The following is a 13588-nucleotide window of genomic DNA, read 5'->3' on the forward strand; positions in this document are numbered from 1 at the left end:
GGGTGTTGTCGGTCCGATTCGGTAGGGTCCTCCGACGTGACTCAGAGCGTTACCGTCGGAACCATCAAATCCGTAACCGCCCGTCTGGCCGAGGAACTCGCCGTAGCCGAGGGGCAGGTCGTCGCCACGGTGGCACTGCTGGACGAGGGCTCGACGGTCCCGTTCATCGCCCGGTACCGCAAGGAGGTCACGGGCGGTCTCGACGACGGGCAGCTGCGCACCCTGGAAGAACGCCTGGGCTACCTGCGTGAGCTCGACCAGCGCCGCGAAGCCGTGCTGGCCTCCATCGAGGAGCAGGGCAAGCTCACCGATGAACTGCGCGCGGCCCTGATGGCCGCTGACACCAAGGCCCGGGTCGAGGACATCTACCTGCCGTACAAGCCCAAGAGGCGCACCAAGGCCCAGATCGCCAGGGAGGCCGGCCTGGAACCGTTGGCGGATCGTCTGCTGGCCGATCCGACGCTGGTGCCCGACGAGGCTGCCGGTGAGTTCCTCAACGACGACGTCGCCGATGCACCCGCGGCACTGGAAGGCGCGCGCCACATCATCATCGAGCGGGCCTCCGAGGACGCCGAGCTGGTCGGCGCCACCCGCGAGAAGTTCTGGGCCGACGGTTCGCTGCGCACCGGCCCGTGGTCTGAAGAGGCCGCGAAAAGCCCCGCCGCGCAGAAGTTCCGGGACTACTTCGAGTTCTCCGAGCCGCTGGAGAACATGCCGTCGCACCGGGTGCTCGCGGTGCTGCGCGGCGAGAAGGAGCAGGCGCTGTCGCTGAACTTCGACGGCGGCGACGACGAGCTCTACCAGGCGATGATCGCCCAGTCGCTCGGCATCGACATGGCCGCCAAGACTCCGGCCACCCCGTGGCTCGCCACCACCGTGCGGCTGGCCTGGCGCGCCAAGCTGATGATCTCGGCGGCCGTGGACGCCCGCATCCGGCTGCGTCAGCGCGCCGAGGAGGAGGCGGTCGCGGTGTTCGCCCGTAACCTCAAGGACCTGCTGCTGGCCGCACCGGCCGGTACCCGCGCCACCCTCGGACTGGACCCGGGCTTCCGCACCGGGGTCAAGGTCGCCGTCGTCGACGCCACCGGCAAGGTCGTCGACACGTGCGCGGTCTTCCCGCACCAGCCGCAGAAGCAGTGGGATCAGTCGAAAGCCGTCTTGGCGGCCCTGATCGCCCGGCACAACGTCGAGCTGATCGCCGTCGGCAACGGCACCGCCTCGCGTGAGACCGATGCCCTGGCCACCGAGCTGATCGCCGATATCCGGGCGGCCGGGGCGAAGGCACCGGTGACGGCCATGGTCAGCGAGGCCGGTGCATCGGTGTACTCGGCGTCGGAGTACGCGGCCCGGGAAATGCCGAACCTCGACGTGACGCTGCGCGGTGCGGTCTCGATCGCCCGCCGCCTGCAGGACCCACTGGCCGAGCTGGTCAAGATCGACCCGAAGTCGATCGGCGTCGGGCAGTACCAGCACGACGTGACGCCGGGCTCGCTGGCACGCAGCCTCAACGCGGTGGTCGAAGACGCGGTGAACGCCGTCGGTGTGGATCTCAACACCGCCTCGGTGCCGCTGCTGGCCCGGGTGTCGGGCGTTACCGAATCCCTGGCCGAGGCCATCGTGGCGCACCGCGAGAGCGCCGGCGCCTTCCGCAGCCGGAAGGCGCTGCTGGATGTTCCACGCCTGGGCCCCAAGGCCTTCGAACAGTGCGCGGGCTTCCTGCGGATCCGCGACGGCGAGGACCCGCTGGATGCCTCCGGCGTGCACCCCGAGTCCTACCCGGTGGTGCGGCGCATCCTGGACCGCTCCAACGTGACGCTGGCCGAGTTGATCGGTGACGAGCGCACCCTGCGGGGGCTCAAGCCCGCCGACTTCGCCGACGAGCGATTCGGTATCCCGACCGTGACCGACATCCTGGGCGAACTGGAGAAGCCCGGGCGTGACCCGCGTCCGGCGTTCTCCACGGCCACCTTTGCCGCCGGCGTCGAGAAGGTCGGCGACCTCAAGCCCGGCATGGTGCTGGAGGGCGTGGTGACCAATGTCGCGGCTTTCGGCGCCTTCGTGGACGTGGGTGTACACCAGGACGGTCTCGTGCACGTCTCGGCGATGGCCGACCGGTTCATCTCCGACCCGCACGAGGTGGTGAAGTCCGGGCAGGTGGTCAAGGTCAAGGTCGTCGACGTCGACGTGGAGCGGCAGCGCATCGGCTTGACTCTGCGGCTCAACGACACCCCGCAGCAGGGCAAGCGGCCCGACCGGGGCGGCCAGGGAGGCCAGAACCGTCGTGACGGTGGCGGCAATCAAGGGCGCGGCGGCGGAAACCAGGGCGGCGGAAACCAGGGACGCGGCGGGGACCGGCGAAACCAGAACCGCGGCAACAACTCCGGTCGCCGGGATTCGAACCAGCCGACGGGCTCGATGGCTGACGCGCTGCGCAACGCAGGTTTCGGAAAGTAGCGGCTAGGAGGTCTGCTCCGGGGCCTGATCGGCCCCGGAGTGGCGGCGCCAGGATCGGTAGCCGCGGTGGGCGGCGAACGCCCCGATGACCGCCGTGACGCACCACACCCCGATCGCCGTATACGCCAGCGGGGCCGACAGATCACCGATCGACGCGCCCAGCGCGGTGTAGACGAACGCGCGCGGCACTGAACCGATGAACGCCCCGACTGCCATCTGCCACAACGGCACACCGAACGCGCCGAAGGCATAGGACGCCAGGGCGTCGGACAGTCCGGGGACGAAACGTTGCCCGACCACCGCCCACAGGCCGCCCCGCTGAATCTGGTGGTCCAGCCGGTCGGCCCGTTGCGCCCCGAGCAGGGCCCGGGCGCTGTCGCGGCCCGCGCGCCGGCCGATCAGGCTGGCCACCACCGCGGTGCCGACGGTCGCACCCAAGGTCACGAAGGTGCCCAGCACCGGGCCGAACAACACCCCGCTGCCCGCGGCCAGGATCGGACCCGGCACGAACAGCGCCCCGAGACAGGCCGACACCACGACATACGCCAGCGGTGCCGCGGGGCCGGTGGAGGCGACCAAGCCTCGGATGTCATCGACATCGATCACGCGGGCGACGGCCACCAGGTAGAACAGGCCGAACAGAAACGCCGCGAAGGCGGCGAGCCTCAGGATGTGCGGCCGCCGGTTGATGGCGGGGGAGTCGTCGTCAGTCATGGCGGCCACGATTCTTCCCCACGGCCGTGTCGTCATTCCTGGGCGCGGTCACCCACGGGCGTGTCGGTGCAGGTGCAGCGCTTCGTCACTGGTACCGACCGCATGACTTCGGCCGCATGTTGGCCACAGCCGTCCCAGGTCGTCTTCGCGCAGCTCGAGCACTTCACGGTGTAACACATGGTCTTGCTCGTTTCAGTTCGCCGTAGTGGAACTCGTGGCTTTCCGGGCCGCGATCGTGGCCCGGACCTGGTCCATGTCGAGGGCCGCGACCTGGGAGATGAGATTCTCCAGTGCCGCCGCCGGCAGCGCGCCGGGTTGGCTGAAGACCAGGACTCCTTCGCGGAAGGCCGCGATGGTCGGGATGGATCGGATTTCCATCAGAGCGGCGAGTTCGCTTTCCTGCTCGGTGTCGACCTTGGCGTGCACGATCTCGGGGTGGCTGGCGGCCGACCGCTCAAAGACCGGGGCGAAAGCCCGGCACGGACCACACCACGTAGCCCAGAAATCGACGAGCACGATGTCGTTGTCGCGGATCGTTGATTCGAAATCCGCGTAGCCGATGTTGCGAGTCGTCATTGTCTTCTCCTTGTCTTGCTGGGGGTCTGGTGATCGCGAGGTGCCCGTCGCTGACAGGCGCTCGACCATTCCAACATACCCCCGGGGGTATCTATTCCATCCGTCTGCGCGCGGGTGGATACGAGAATCGCGAACGCCGCAAGGCTCGATCGTTCCTTTCTGGGTGATACCTCGGCGGGTAACGTGGCAGGAGGATGTGCGCTCGTCTGGCGTGTAACGACAGGACGAAAGGAACCACGAGATGGACATCGCGTTGGTGGCCACCACACGAGGCCCGTTCGACGAGGCTGTCGCTCGCACGCGAGACGCGCTGGCCGATCAGGGGTTCGGTGTGTTGACCGAGATCGATATCAGGACGACGCTCAACGCTAAACTCGGCAGTGGTGCCGGTGACGAGTTGGGCGACTACCTGATCCTGGGCGCCTGCAACCCGCAGTTCGCTCAGCAGGCGCTCAACGCATTTCCGCCGATCGGCGTGCTGTTGCCGTGCAACGTGGTGTTGCGCACCGGTCGCGGTGATGGCGCGGTGGTCGTCGTCGAGGCGATGAATCCCAACCTGATGGCCGAGGTCACCGACGAACCCGCGCTGGTCGATATCGCCGCCGAGGTCGGCCGACGCCTACAAGCAGCACTCGACAGTCTTTAGGCGCTGCCTCACCCCGATGCGGCGTCGATCACGCCGTCGAGAATCTCGCGGGAGGTCGACAAGTCCCGGATCGCCTGTTCGAGCCGGTGGCGTTCGGCCGATAGCTCGGTGAGTAGGCGGGGTGTGGCCTGCGGGGCAGGTCCGCCGTCGGCATCGCGCATACAGGGCAGCAGCGAGGAGATGGTGCGGCTGTGTAGCCCGGCGGCGTAGAGCTCCTGGATACGGATGACCCGGTCGACGGCCTTCTCCGGATACTCGCGTTGCCCGCCGGGCGTGCGGTCCGACGTCAGCAGGCCCTGCTGCTCGTAGTACCGCAGCGACCGTTGGCTGACCCCGGTGCGGCGTGCGAGTTCGCCAATACGCATATGCCAGTTATACCGACGCGGCTTGACCCTGACATTGGTGTCAGCTCGTACCGTTCGTCATGACCACGTTGCAACCGCCCTTCACCTACAGCCCGATCACCGAACGCGCGCCGATCCGCTGGCCCGGCGACGCGCGAGTCGCGGTGTACATCGGGCTCAACGTCGAGCACTTCCTGGTCGACCGGCCCTCGACGAGTATCTGGCCGGGGACCGCGGAGCTTACCCCCGACGCACTCAACTACGGCTGGCGGGATTATGGCGCCCGAGTGGGGATTTGGCGCACGATCGAGGCTCTGGACCGGTACGGCATCCGTCCGAGCGTGCTGCTGAATTCAGCCGTGATCGAGCATCATCCGCAGATTGTGGCTGCTGGTGTGGAACGGAACTGGACGTGGCTGGCGCACGGGCAGACCAACTCGATCCTGCACACCGGACTGGCCGTCGACGAGGAGCGGCAGATTCTCGCCGAGATCGCCGACGACATCGCCGATGCCACGGGCCGGCGTCCGCGCGGCTGGATGGGCCCGGGCCTCACCGAAACCTCCCACACCCCGGAACTGTTGGCCGAACTCGGTTTTCACTACGTTCTCGATTGGACCAACGATGACCAGCCCTATCCGCTGACCGTGCCGGGCATGCTCAGCGTGCCGTACTCGGTGGAACTCAACGACCTTCTGATCTTCGGGAAAGGTTTCACCGGAGGCGAGTTCGTGCAGATGGTGATCGACCAGTACGAGCAACTGCGCGCGGATTCGGCAACCAGTGGCCGGGTGATGGCGTTGGCGCTGCACCCGTTCGTGATCGGGCAACCCTTCCGGCACAAGTACCTCGAGCAGGTTCTGGAGTATCTCACCGCGCAACCTGACGCGTGGTTGACGACCAGCGATGAGATCGCGGTGGTGCGGCGGATTGATTGCGAACGCCAATAGCCGCAGCACGATTGGACTCACAATGCTGGACCGTCGCTGTGGGGGATGTCACACTGCGCATAGAGTGGCGGGCCGATGATCGATGGTCCGCGTCGCCGGGAACGCGGGGAGGATCACGATGACAGCAATCACCGGCATTGCCCACCGCACCAACGGCACCGCGCCGCCGTCGGTGCCACTTGCCGAGATCGACCTCGGATCGCTCGACTTCTGGGGCCGTGACGACGATGTGCGTGACGGGGCGTTCGCCACCCTCCGTCACGACGCACCCATCTCATTTTTCGGGGTGGCTGATTTCGCCGGATTCCCCGCCGGCGCCGGGCACTGGGCACTGACCCGCTACGAGGACGTGCACTTCGCCAGCCGGCACCCCGAGCTGTTCAGCTCAAGCCCGACCAGCACATCACTCAACGAGGTCCCCGCCGAGATCGCCGAGTTCTTCGGGTCGATGATCACGCTGGACGACCCGCGCCACACCCGGCTGCGGTGCATCGTCAACCGGGCGTTCACGCCCAAGGTGATCGCGCGGATCGAGCAGAGCGTGCGGGACCGTGCGCATCGACTGGTTGCGGAGATGGTCGACGCACATCCGGATGGCAGCGCGGACTTCGTCGAGGAGGTGGCTTCGCCACTGCCACTACAGATCATCTGCGACATGATGGGCGTTCCGGAAGAAGATCAGGCCAAGCTCTTCCACTGGACTTCGGTCATCATGGGGGCCGGGGACGATGAGGTGTCCACCGATGACTTCGGCGCCTATCTACAGGTGGCCACCGAATTGGCCAGTTACGGCGTCGCATTGGCCGAACAGCGCCGCGACCATCCCGCAGACGATCTGACGACCAGTCTGGTTCAGGCCGAAGTCGACGGAGAACGATTGTCGTCCAACGAGATCGCATCATTCTTCATCCTGCTGACGGCCGCGGGCAACGACACGACCCGCAACGCGATCAGTCACGGGATGGTGGCGCTGAGCCGCTATCCCGACGAACGTGCCAGGTGGTGGAACAACTTCGACCGGGTGACGCCGACGGCAGTCGAGGAGATCGTGCGGTGGGCGTCACCGATCATCTTCATGCGGCGCACCCTCACCCAGGACGTGGAGCGCAGTGGCGTTCAGATGAAGGCGGGCGACAAAGTCTCGATGTGGTACAACTCGGCCAATCGTGACGAGCGGACTTTCGCCGACCCATGGCGGTTCGATGTGCTGCGAGACCCCAATCCTCATGTCGGATATGGCGGCGGCGGAGTGCACTTCTGCCTGGGGGCCAACCTCGCTCGGCGGGAGATCCGGGTGGCCTTCGACGAACTGCGTCGGCAGGTTCCCGACATCGTGGCGATCGGTGAACCCGCCATCCTGAGGTCGGCGTTTGTGCACGGTGTCAAACACCTTCCGGTTGCGTGGACGGCGGCTGCTTAGGGCGCGACGACCGGGACGTCTTGGCTGCGCGGCGGACTCGCGGCGGCCCCGAGCTTCTTGAGCGCTGCGGCCGCGTCGAGTGAACGCGCGGGACGGCCCACCCGCGCATGTTCGGCGGTCACCTGCTGGATCAGCTCGTTGACGGGTGCGCGCAGACCGTGCAGGCGGGCCTGAAGCACGATTTCACCGTTGAACCAGTCGGTTTCGACCTGGGTGTGGCCACGGGCGACGCTCTGCCAGGTCGAGCTCAAGTAGTCGTCGTTGACCCGGCCTTGCAGCAGATCCCCGTGGCGTAGTGCGTCGTGTTCGGCGGTGACGAACGCGATCCCGGCCGCGGTGAGCACGTGTTCGGCCTCCGCACGGGCGCGGGCGATCAGCTCGTCGGCATCGGGCCCCGGACGGTAGGCCGCGATCACGCCGTTGCCGAGATTGGCGATCAGCTTGCGGTGTTTCCACGCCGCGATGTCATCGCGGACCTGCGAATGGAACCGGGACTTGCTCAGTGTGGCGGCGATCTGTCCGGCAAGCCCGTCCTGTCCGGCGGGGTAGCGGCCGACATCGAGGATCCCCGCCACCGGATGGCTCTGTTGGATGACCACACCGGGTTCGAGGTGCGCCGCCGGGAGCATCACCGTGACGCCGTACACGTTGGCGAATCTCCGGAGGGCGGCAGCCTCGTTGGCCACGCCGTTCTGAGCGATGAACACGGGAGTTTCGGTAGGTGCGTACGCGCTGAGATCGTCCAGGGCCGCGGCAGTTTGGTGACTCTTGACCGCCAGTATCACCACCGGTCCGGCCGACCAGTCGACTTCGCCGGCGTCTGCCGCGGCCGGTAGTGCGACGGTGTCGGTCCCGGTCTGCGTGACCAAGGTGAGGCCGCGGGAGCGGATTGCGTCGAGATGCTCACCTCGGGCGACGGCGGTCACGTCGAACCCGGCCAGGCGCAGTTGGGCGGCGATCACGCCGCCGATCGCGCCGACTCCGTACACCACGAGTGGTCGGGACGTCGTCACGATGCGACACCCAGCGCTTCGGTTGACTGCCCGGGTAATGCCTGCTCTGCGATCGTCCGCAAGGTACGCAGGATCAGCGCGATGTTGGGATCGCGCTGCCGGCCGGCCCGGACCACGGCACTGATGGTGCGACCGCCGAGGGGGAGGGCTTCGGCGATCAGGCCTTCCAGTTTGGTGGGAACGGACAGCCGGGGCACGATGGCCGACGCGACCTCGGTGGCCGCCAGCTCGCAGATGTTCTGAGCTCCGATCAACCGGTGTTTGACCTGTGGAGGGAAACCGGCGCTCTCGCACGCATGTGTGGTGGCGATGTCCAGGCCGGAGCCTTGCGGGCCGGTCACCCAGAATCCGTCGGCCAGGGCGGACAGGCCCTGCGAACGGATAAGCAGGTGTGAGTGCGTCGGAGCCAGCAGCACGAACGGCTCGAACAGCAACGGCACGGTGGTCAGTCCGCCGGTGGAGTCGGGCCCGAGGAAGTCGTACTGGCAGGTAATGGCGATATCGACCTCACTCTGGCGCAGCGAGCGCAACGCGGCCGCGCTCGTGTCCTGTTGAACCTGCACACGCAGATTCGGCTCCGCGGTGCTGAGCCGCTGCATCAGAGGAATTGCCAGGGTCGGAATTCCCATGTTGAACGTTGCGATCGCGACCTGCCCTGCCACCCGGTCTCTGGTTTCGGCCACCGCGCTCATGGCTTCATCGACCGCGGCCAGGACGCGGCGCACGTGCTCGGCGAGGACCTGGCCGCTTCGGGTGAGCCCGAGGGTTCGCCCGTCCCGGCGAAACAGGACGGCGCCGGCTTCTTCTTCCAAAACACGAAGTTGTTGGGATACCGCAGAACTCGTGATGTTGCGGTGTTCGGCCACGGCCGTCACCGAGCCCAGGTCTGCGAGATCGGACAGCAACATCATCCGGCGTAAGTCCAGCATCTCCTACCTCCTGCGAGGTGATGATGGCAGAACGACCGGTGGGGGCCAGGTACCGAGCGTGCGCAGTCGCGGGCCTGCCGCGGCTCTGAGCAGGGCGTTGTGCAGCGCGCCTCGCAGGAATCACGGCGGTTGTAATTCTCGCGCAGCTGGGCGCTGCCCGAGATATTAAGTCGCACTGAAAGGTTCCGGTAGCCAGAGACGCTTGTTCGCATGTGCCCGCGCGTCGACTCTGATCGGAGCGAGACAGGTCAGATCGCCTCGCCAGCCCACCATCAAGCCATCGCAAGGGAGCCCGCAGATGACGGACGTCACCGAAAAAGTCAGGGAAAGAAGCCCTCTCACCGATACCGGTCTGGACATCGTGCCGGTCGCCGGCTACATCGGTGCCGAGATCCGCGGAGTCGACCTTCGCGAAGAGTTGGAAGCCTCAGTCGTGGCAGAGATCCGCGATGCCCTGCACACCTACAAGGTGATCTTCTTCCGCGACCAGGAGATCGGCCACGCCGAACAGGTGGCCTTCGCGCGGAAGTTCGGCAAGGTGACCCCGGCCCATCCGCATGAGGAGGAAGCGCCCGAGGGGTTCCCTGAGATCCTGCCCATCGACAGCCGCCGCTACGAGCGCCATCTGGGCCGCAGGCGCACCTCGTACGACAACAGTTGGCACACCGACGTCACCGCACTGGTCAACCCGCCCGCGGCCTCGATCCTGCGGGCGCACATCCTGCCGCCCTACGGAGGTGACACCGCATGGACCAACCTCGTTGCGGCCTACGAGAACCTGCCCGAAGATCTGCGGGAGTTCGCCGACAAGCTGGACATCAGGCACCAGTTCGACACCCGGTCGGTGCCCGGCAGTCAGCGTGACCGCAAGGTGCGTGAGGCGAACCTGGTGACCTACCACCCCGCGGTCCGGGTGCACCCCGTGACGGGGGAGCGCGCACTGTTCGTCAGCCCCGGATTCACCCGCGGTGCCCGTGAGATCCGGGGATACACGCCGACGCAGAGTGAGGCGATTCTGAAGTTGCTGTGGGAGGAGGCGACCCGCACCGAGTACACCGTCCGGTTCCGTTGGGCTCCGGGCAGTATCGCGTTCTGGGACAACCGGGCCACCGCGCACCTGGCGATCGACGACGCGGGCCACCTGGACTACGACCGGGTGCTGTACCGCGTCACGCTCGAAGGTGACGTCCCCACCGGAGTCGACGGGCGGGTGTCCGAATCGGTTTCCGGCGAACCGTTTTACGGCTCCTGATGACGGTCATTGCGCGCTATGGCGACGTCGACGCGACGCTGAAGGTCCACAACGCCACATTGGCCCTGCAGTTGGCGCACCGGTCGGTGCGCAAGTTCACCGGACAACCGGTCAGCGATGAACAGCTCTCGGCGCTGGTCGCCGCGGCCCAGTCCGCGGCGACCTCGTCGAACCTGCAGCCGTGGAGTGTGATTGCCGTCCGGGACCCTCAGCGCAAAGCCCGGCTGGCTGCCCTAGCGAACAACCAACAGTTCATCAACGAGGCCCCGCTGTTTCTGGTCTGGGTGGCCGATCTGGGGCGGGCCCGCCGGCTCGCGCAGCGGTCCGAGGCCGCGCTGGACGGCGCGGACTACCTGGAATCCACGATCATCGGGTTCGTCGACACCGCGCTGGCCGCACAGAACGCCGTGGTGGCCGCCGAATCACAGGGCCTCGGAACGGTTTTCGTCGGCGCCATCCGCAACCATCCCGAGGAGGTGGCGGCAGAGCTGGGACTGCCGCCGCACGCCGTGGCGACATTCGGGCTCGCCGTGGGGGCTCCCGATCCGACGGAGAACGCCGGGATCAAGCCGCGGCTGCCCCAGGCCGCGGTACTGCATCACGAGCAGTACAACGCGCAGGCGGCGGACTCTCATCTGCCCACCTACGACGAGCGGTTGGCGGTCTACAACACGCGTTACGGTCTGTCGGGCAGTTGGAGCGAGCGGGTGCTGAGCCGGCTGGCCGGTCCGCATTCCCTGTCCGGGCGGCACCGGCTGCGCCAGCAGCTCGAACGACTCGGCCTGCCTTCACGCTGAATTGTCACGGCCTTCACACACGGGGAAACCCGCCCCGTAGGTTGATACCCGTGGATACCCGGATCGCCGTTGTCACCGGGGCGAGTCGCGGCGCGGGCCGCGGGATCGCCGCGGCCCTGCTCGCCTCGGGTTGGCGGGTGTATGTCACCGGACGGACGGTGACCGATCCGGGGGAGGGCGGCATCGCCGTCCAACTCGACCACTCCGACGATGCTGCCGTAGCCGCGCTGTTCGAGCGGATCGGTGCGCAGGAGGGCCGGCTGGATCTTCTGGTCAACAACGCGGCGGCGGTCCACGACGACCTCGTCAACCCGAAACCCTTCTGGGAGAAGCCGATCGAGCTGGCCGATGTGCTGGATGTGGGCTTGCGTTCGGCCTATGTGGCGTCCTGGTATGCCGCGCCGCTGCTGCTGGCCGGTGACCGCGGCCTGATCGCGTTCACCTCCTCGCCCGGGTCGGTCTGCTACATGCACGGTCCGGCCTACGGAGCGCAGAAGGCCGGGGTGGACAAGATGGCCGCGGACATGGCGGTCGACTTCGCCGATACCGGGGTGTCGACGGTGTCGATCTGGATGGGCATCCTGCTGACCGAGAAGCTGAAGGCCGCCTTCGCCGGGCACCCCGACGCACTCGCGAAGACCGCCGAACATGCCGAAACCCCGGAGTTCACCGGGTATCTGATCGACGCGCTGTACCGGGATCCGGAACTGGCTCAGCTGTCCGGGCACACCGTGATCGGTGCCGAACTGGCGACCCGCTATGGCATCACCGACGAAGGAGGACGGGTGCCGCCGTCGCACCGGGGCATGCTGGGTGCGCCGCGCGAACCCAGCTCGGCCGTCGTCAGGTAGTCCGGGGGCGATGAGGCGAGAAACAGAGTGAATTAGATGCCGGTGAGATAGCGGCGCGTCACCACCCGCTGGAGCAGCCGCGTCACCGGTCCGCCCAACCGGCTCCACCACGTGGCCGGCCGGGAGAACGCGACCACCTCGGCATGCACCGAGTCTGTCGCCGGGTCGTAGCGGACCGAGAACAACTCCTCGCCCGATTCCGGGTGGCCGGCCAGCGTGCCGTAGGCGAACCCCCGGCGGTCGGCTTCGTCGAGCACATAGACCACCCGGCAGGGCGCCGGAATGGGACCGATCCGGACCACCAGCTCGGTGTCCACCGCAGCGGTCTCGGTGGTGGCCTGCACCCGTAGGCCCGCGCCGCGCTGCATGCCCCACCGCAGCACCTCCGCGCCGGCCCGCTCGAAGCGGTCACGGCCGGTGCCGATCGCCGCCGAGGCCCGGATGTGGCGGTAACCCGGGGGCAGGTCGCCGGCCGTGGCGCCCACCTCCGGATAGGTCAACGAGCGCTGTTCCAGGTCGTGCAGTTTCACCTCACCACCATGGCACTAATACGGTGGCTTCGTGGCCCCAGAAAACGACACCGCCGGCAAGCACCCCGGGGGAGGGTTCAACCCGCCCGAGCCCACCGATCGCGGCGGCCCCGATTACGGCCGGTTCATCGAAGCGGTGCGCACCCTGCAGGACCACGCACGCAGCGCCGATGCCCCCGACGAGGTGATCACCGAGGCCGCCGACCTGATCGAGAAGGTGTCGGCGCTGCTGGCGCCGTACGAAGCCGACGAATGGAATTCACCGTCCGGTCGGCGAATGGACCTGCCCAACCGTGGCAACGTCAACAACGTGCCGGTGCATCTGGAACGGACCGCCGACAACCGGATCGCCGGGACCGCGCACTTCCGGCGTTTCCACCTCGGTCGCAACGGTGCGGTACACGGTGGCTCGCTGGCGCTGCTGTTCGATTCGCTGCTCGGCTACACCGCGGCCAAACTGACCGGCAGCATGTACCAGCGCACCGCGTACCTACACGTCAACTACCGCAAGATCGCCCCGATCGACAAAGATCTACAGGTGCAGGCCGGTATCGACCGCATCGAGGGACGCAAGATCTTCGTCGAAGGCCGCCTGCTCGACGGCGACGACGTGCTCGCCGACGCCGAGGCGTTGTTCGTCCGGCTCAAGCCGGGGCAGCCATGAGTCTCGCGACCAACCTTGCCGAGGCGAAGCGGCGCTGGACGAGTTGGCGGGAACGGCTGCGCTCGCGCCGGGCCGCTGACTTCACCTACCGGATCGTCGTCGCCGTCGTCGGCACACTCGTGCTGGCGGTCGGCATCGTGGCCATCCCGTACCCCGGTCCCGGCTGGGCGATCGTGTTCCTCGGGTTGGCGATCCTGGCCAGCGAGTTCGACTTCGCCAAGCGGGCGCTGCGTTACGTCCGGGCCCGGTATGACGCCGTGATGGCCTGGTTCGACCGCCAGCACATCGCGGTCAAGGGGGTCAGTGCGGCGTTCACCGGACTGGTGGTGGTGGGCACGCTGTGGCTGTTCGGAGTGATCGGGTGGAGCGCCGGAGTGGTCGGGCTGGAGCAGCAGTGGCTCAAGAGCCCTATCGGGCTGGGGTCCTGATCAGGCCCACCGATAGCATG

Annotated in this window: 15 protein-coding genes; 9 read left to right on the top strand and 6 right to left on the bottom strand. The window is 67.3% G+C overall.

Annotated features, from left to right (window positions below; all coding sequences use genetic code 11):
• The first annotated feature begins 36 nt into the window (after nucleotides 1-36).
• Entirely contained in the window at nucleotides 37-2454 is a 2418-nt protein-coding gene (locus ACWEFV_RS02845) for a Tex family protein (RefSeq protein ID WP_450068987.1), read from the top strand.
• 3 nt (nucleotides 2455-2457) lie between these two features.
• Here the strand turns inward: ACWEFV_RS02845 and ACWEFV_RS02850 are convergent, their stop codons facing one another.
• Both ACWEFV_RS02850 and trxA read right to left on the bottom strand, forming a co-directional pair.
• Nucleotides 2458-3168 (bottom strand): TVP38/TMEM64 family protein, encoded by a 711-nt coding sequence (locus ACWEFV_RS02850; protein WP_135453916.1) that lies wholly within the window; start codon nucleotides 3166-3168, stop codon nucleotides 2458-2460.
• Between the two features lie 192 nt (nucleotides 3169-3360).
• Complete coding sequence (trxA, locus tag ACWEFV_RS02855) at nucleotides 3361-3744, bottom strand: thioredoxin (RefSeq protein ID WP_135453917.1); 384 nt, start codon at nucleotides 3742-3744, stop codon at nucleotides 3361-3363.
• A gap of 241 nt (nucleotides 3745-3985) precedes the next feature.
• Between trxA and ACWEFV_RS02860 the strand changes: the two genes are divergently transcribed.
• Nucleotides 3986-4390, top strand: coding sequence for a DUF302 domain-containing protein (locus tag ACWEFV_RS02860; RefSeq protein WP_135453918.1), 405 nt, complete (start codon nucleotides 3986-3988; stop codon nucleotides 4388-4390).
• Between the two features lie 8 nt (nucleotides 4391-4398).
• Here the strand turns inward: ACWEFV_RS02860 and ACWEFV_RS02865 are convergent, their stop codons facing one another.
• Complete coding sequence (locus ACWEFV_RS02865) at nucleotides 4399-4755, bottom strand: MerR family transcriptional regulator (protein ID WP_135453919.1); 357 nt, start codon at nucleotides 4753-4755, stop codon at nucleotides 4399-4401.
• Nucleotides 4756-4814: 59 nt separating this feature from the next.
• On the opposite strand from ACWEFV_RS02865, the gene ACWEFV_RS02870 reads away from it, so the two are divergent.
• Nucleotides 4815-5684 carry a polysaccharide deacetylase family protein gene (locus ACWEFV_RS02870; protein ID WP_450068988.1) on the top strand — a complete coding sequence of 290 codons (870 nt, stop codon included), beginning with the start codon at nucleotides 4815-4817 and terminating at the stop codon, nucleotides 5682-5684.
• 118 nt (nucleotides 5685-5802) lie between these two features.
• Nucleotides 5803-7104 (top strand): cytochrome P450, encoded by a 1302-nt coding sequence (locus ACWEFV_RS02875; RefSeq protein WP_450068989.1) that lies wholly within the window; start codon nucleotides 5803-5805, stop codon nucleotides 7102-7104.
• On the opposite strand, the gene ACWEFV_RS02880 is transcribed toward ACWEFV_RS02875, so the two are convergent.
• Nucleotides 7101-8117: a ketopantoate reductase family protein gene (locus ACWEFV_RS02880; RefSeq protein WP_450068990.1), complete on the bottom strand. Its 1017-nt coding sequence runs from the start codon at nucleotides 8115-8117 to the stop codon at nucleotides 7101-7103. The two genes, ACWEFV_RS02875 and ACWEFV_RS02880, sit on opposite strands and share 4 nt — an antisense overlap.
• On the bottom strand, nucleotides 8114-9046 hold the full coding sequence (locus ACWEFV_RS02885) for a LysR family transcriptional regulator (protein ID WP_450068991.1): 933 nt from the start codon (nucleotides 9044-9046) through the stop codon (nucleotides 8114-8116). Before ACWEFV_RS02885 ends, ACWEFV_RS02880 begins: the two co-directional genes overlap by 4 nt.
• A gap of 298 nt (nucleotides 9047-9344) precedes the next feature.
• Here ACWEFV_RS02885 and ACWEFV_RS02890 point away from each other — a divergent pair, with 298 nt between their 5' ends.
• Genes ACWEFV_RS02890 through ACWEFV_RS02900 form a run of 3 tightly spaced genes read left to right on the top strand, consistent with a single transcriptional unit; the run spans nucleotide 9345 to nucleotide 11946 of the window.
• On the top strand, nucleotides 9345-10298 hold the full coding sequence (locus ACWEFV_RS02890) for a TauD/TfdA dioxygenase family protein (protein WP_450068992.1): 954 nt from the start codon (nucleotides 9345-9347) through the stop codon (nucleotides 10296-10298).
• Nucleotides 10298-11095 (top strand): NADPH-dependent oxidoreductase, encoded by a 798-nt coding sequence (locus ACWEFV_RS02895; RefSeq protein WP_450068993.1) that lies wholly within the window; start codon nucleotides 10298-10300, stop codon nucleotides 11093-11095. Before ACWEFV_RS02890 ends, ACWEFV_RS02895 begins: the two co-directional genes overlap by 1 nt.
• Nucleotides 11096-11145: 50 nt before the next feature.
• Nucleotides 11146-11946: an SDR family NAD(P)-dependent oxidoreductase gene (locus tag ACWEFV_RS02900; RefSeq protein WP_135453926.1), complete on the top strand. Its 801-nt coding sequence runs from the start codon at nucleotides 11146-11148 to the stop codon at nucleotides 11944-11946.
• Nucleotides 11947-11978: 32 nt separating this feature from the next.
• Here ACWEFV_RS02900 and ACWEFV_RS02905 read toward each other — a convergent pair whose 3' ends face one another.
• Nucleotides 11979-12476: a DUF1990 domain-containing protein gene (locus ACWEFV_RS02905; RefSeq protein WP_135453927.1), complete on the bottom strand. Its 498-nt coding sequence runs from the start codon at nucleotides 12474-12476 to the stop codon at nucleotides 11979-11981.
• A gap of 31 nt (nucleotides 12477-12507) precedes the next feature.
• Here ACWEFV_RS02905 and ACWEFV_RS02910 point away from each other — a divergent pair, with 31 nt between their 5' ends.
• The gene (locus ACWEFV_RS02910) at nucleotides 12508-13140 is read left to right on the top strand and encodes a PaaI family thioesterase (protein WP_135453928.1); all 633 of its coding nucleotides are present in this window, start codon (nucleotides 12508-12510) and stop codon (nucleotides 13138-13140) included.
• Nucleotides 13137-13568 carry a TIGR02611 family protein gene (locus ACWEFV_RS02915; protein WP_135453929.1) on the top strand — a complete coding sequence of 144 codons (432 nt, stop codon included), beginning with the start codon at nucleotides 13137-13139 and terminating at the stop codon, nucleotides 13566-13568. The genes ACWEFV_RS02910 and ACWEFV_RS02915 overlap by 4 nt, the downstream gene beginning before the upstream one ends.
• Nucleotides 13569-13588: the final 20 nt, after the last annotated feature.

The organism is Mycobacterium sp. NPDC004974 (assembly GCF_053600815.1).

Excerpts from the sequence above, each read along its gene's own strand:
- ACWEFV_RS02850 (WP_135453916.1), bottom strand. The coding sequence starts at position 3,168 with ATGACTGACGACGACTCCCCCGCCATCAACCGGCGGCCGCACATCCTG.
- trxA (WP_135453917.1), bottom strand. The coding sequence starts at position 3,744 with ATGACGACTCGCAACATCGGCTACGCGGATTTCGAATCAACGATCCGC.
- ACWEFV_RS02860 (WP_135453918.1), top strand. The coding sequence starts at position 3,986 with ATGGACATCGCGTTGGTGGCCACCACACGAGGCCCGTTCGACGAGGCT.
- ACWEFV_RS02865 (WP_135453919.1), bottom strand. The coding sequence starts at position 4,755 with ATGCGTATTGGCGAACTCGCACGCCGCACCGGGGTCAGCCAACGGTCG.
- ACWEFV_RS02870 (WP_450068988.1), top strand. The coding sequence starts at position 4,815 with ATGACCACGTTGCAACCGCCCTTCACCTACAGCCCGATCACCGAACGC.
- ACWEFV_RS02875 (WP_450068989.1), top strand. The coding sequence starts at position 5,803 with ATGACAGCAATCACCGGCATTGCCCACCGCACCAACGGCACCGCGCCG.
- ACWEFV_RS02885 (WP_450068991.1), bottom strand. The coding sequence starts at position 9,046 with ATGCTGGACTTACGCCGGATGATGTTGCTGTCCGATCTCGCAGACCTG.
- ACWEFV_RS02890 (WP_450068992.1), top strand. The coding sequence starts at position 9,345 with ATGACGGACGTCACCGAAAAAGTCAGGGAAAGAAGCCCTCTCACCGAT.
- ACWEFV_RS02895 (WP_450068993.1), top strand. The coding sequence starts at position 10,298 with ATGACGGTCATTGCGCGCTATGGCGACGTCGACGCGACGCTGAAGGTC.
- ACWEFV_RS02915 (WP_135453929.1), top strand. The coding sequence starts at position 13,137 with ATGAGTCTCGCGACCAACCTTGCCGAGGCGAAGCGGCGCTGGACGAGT.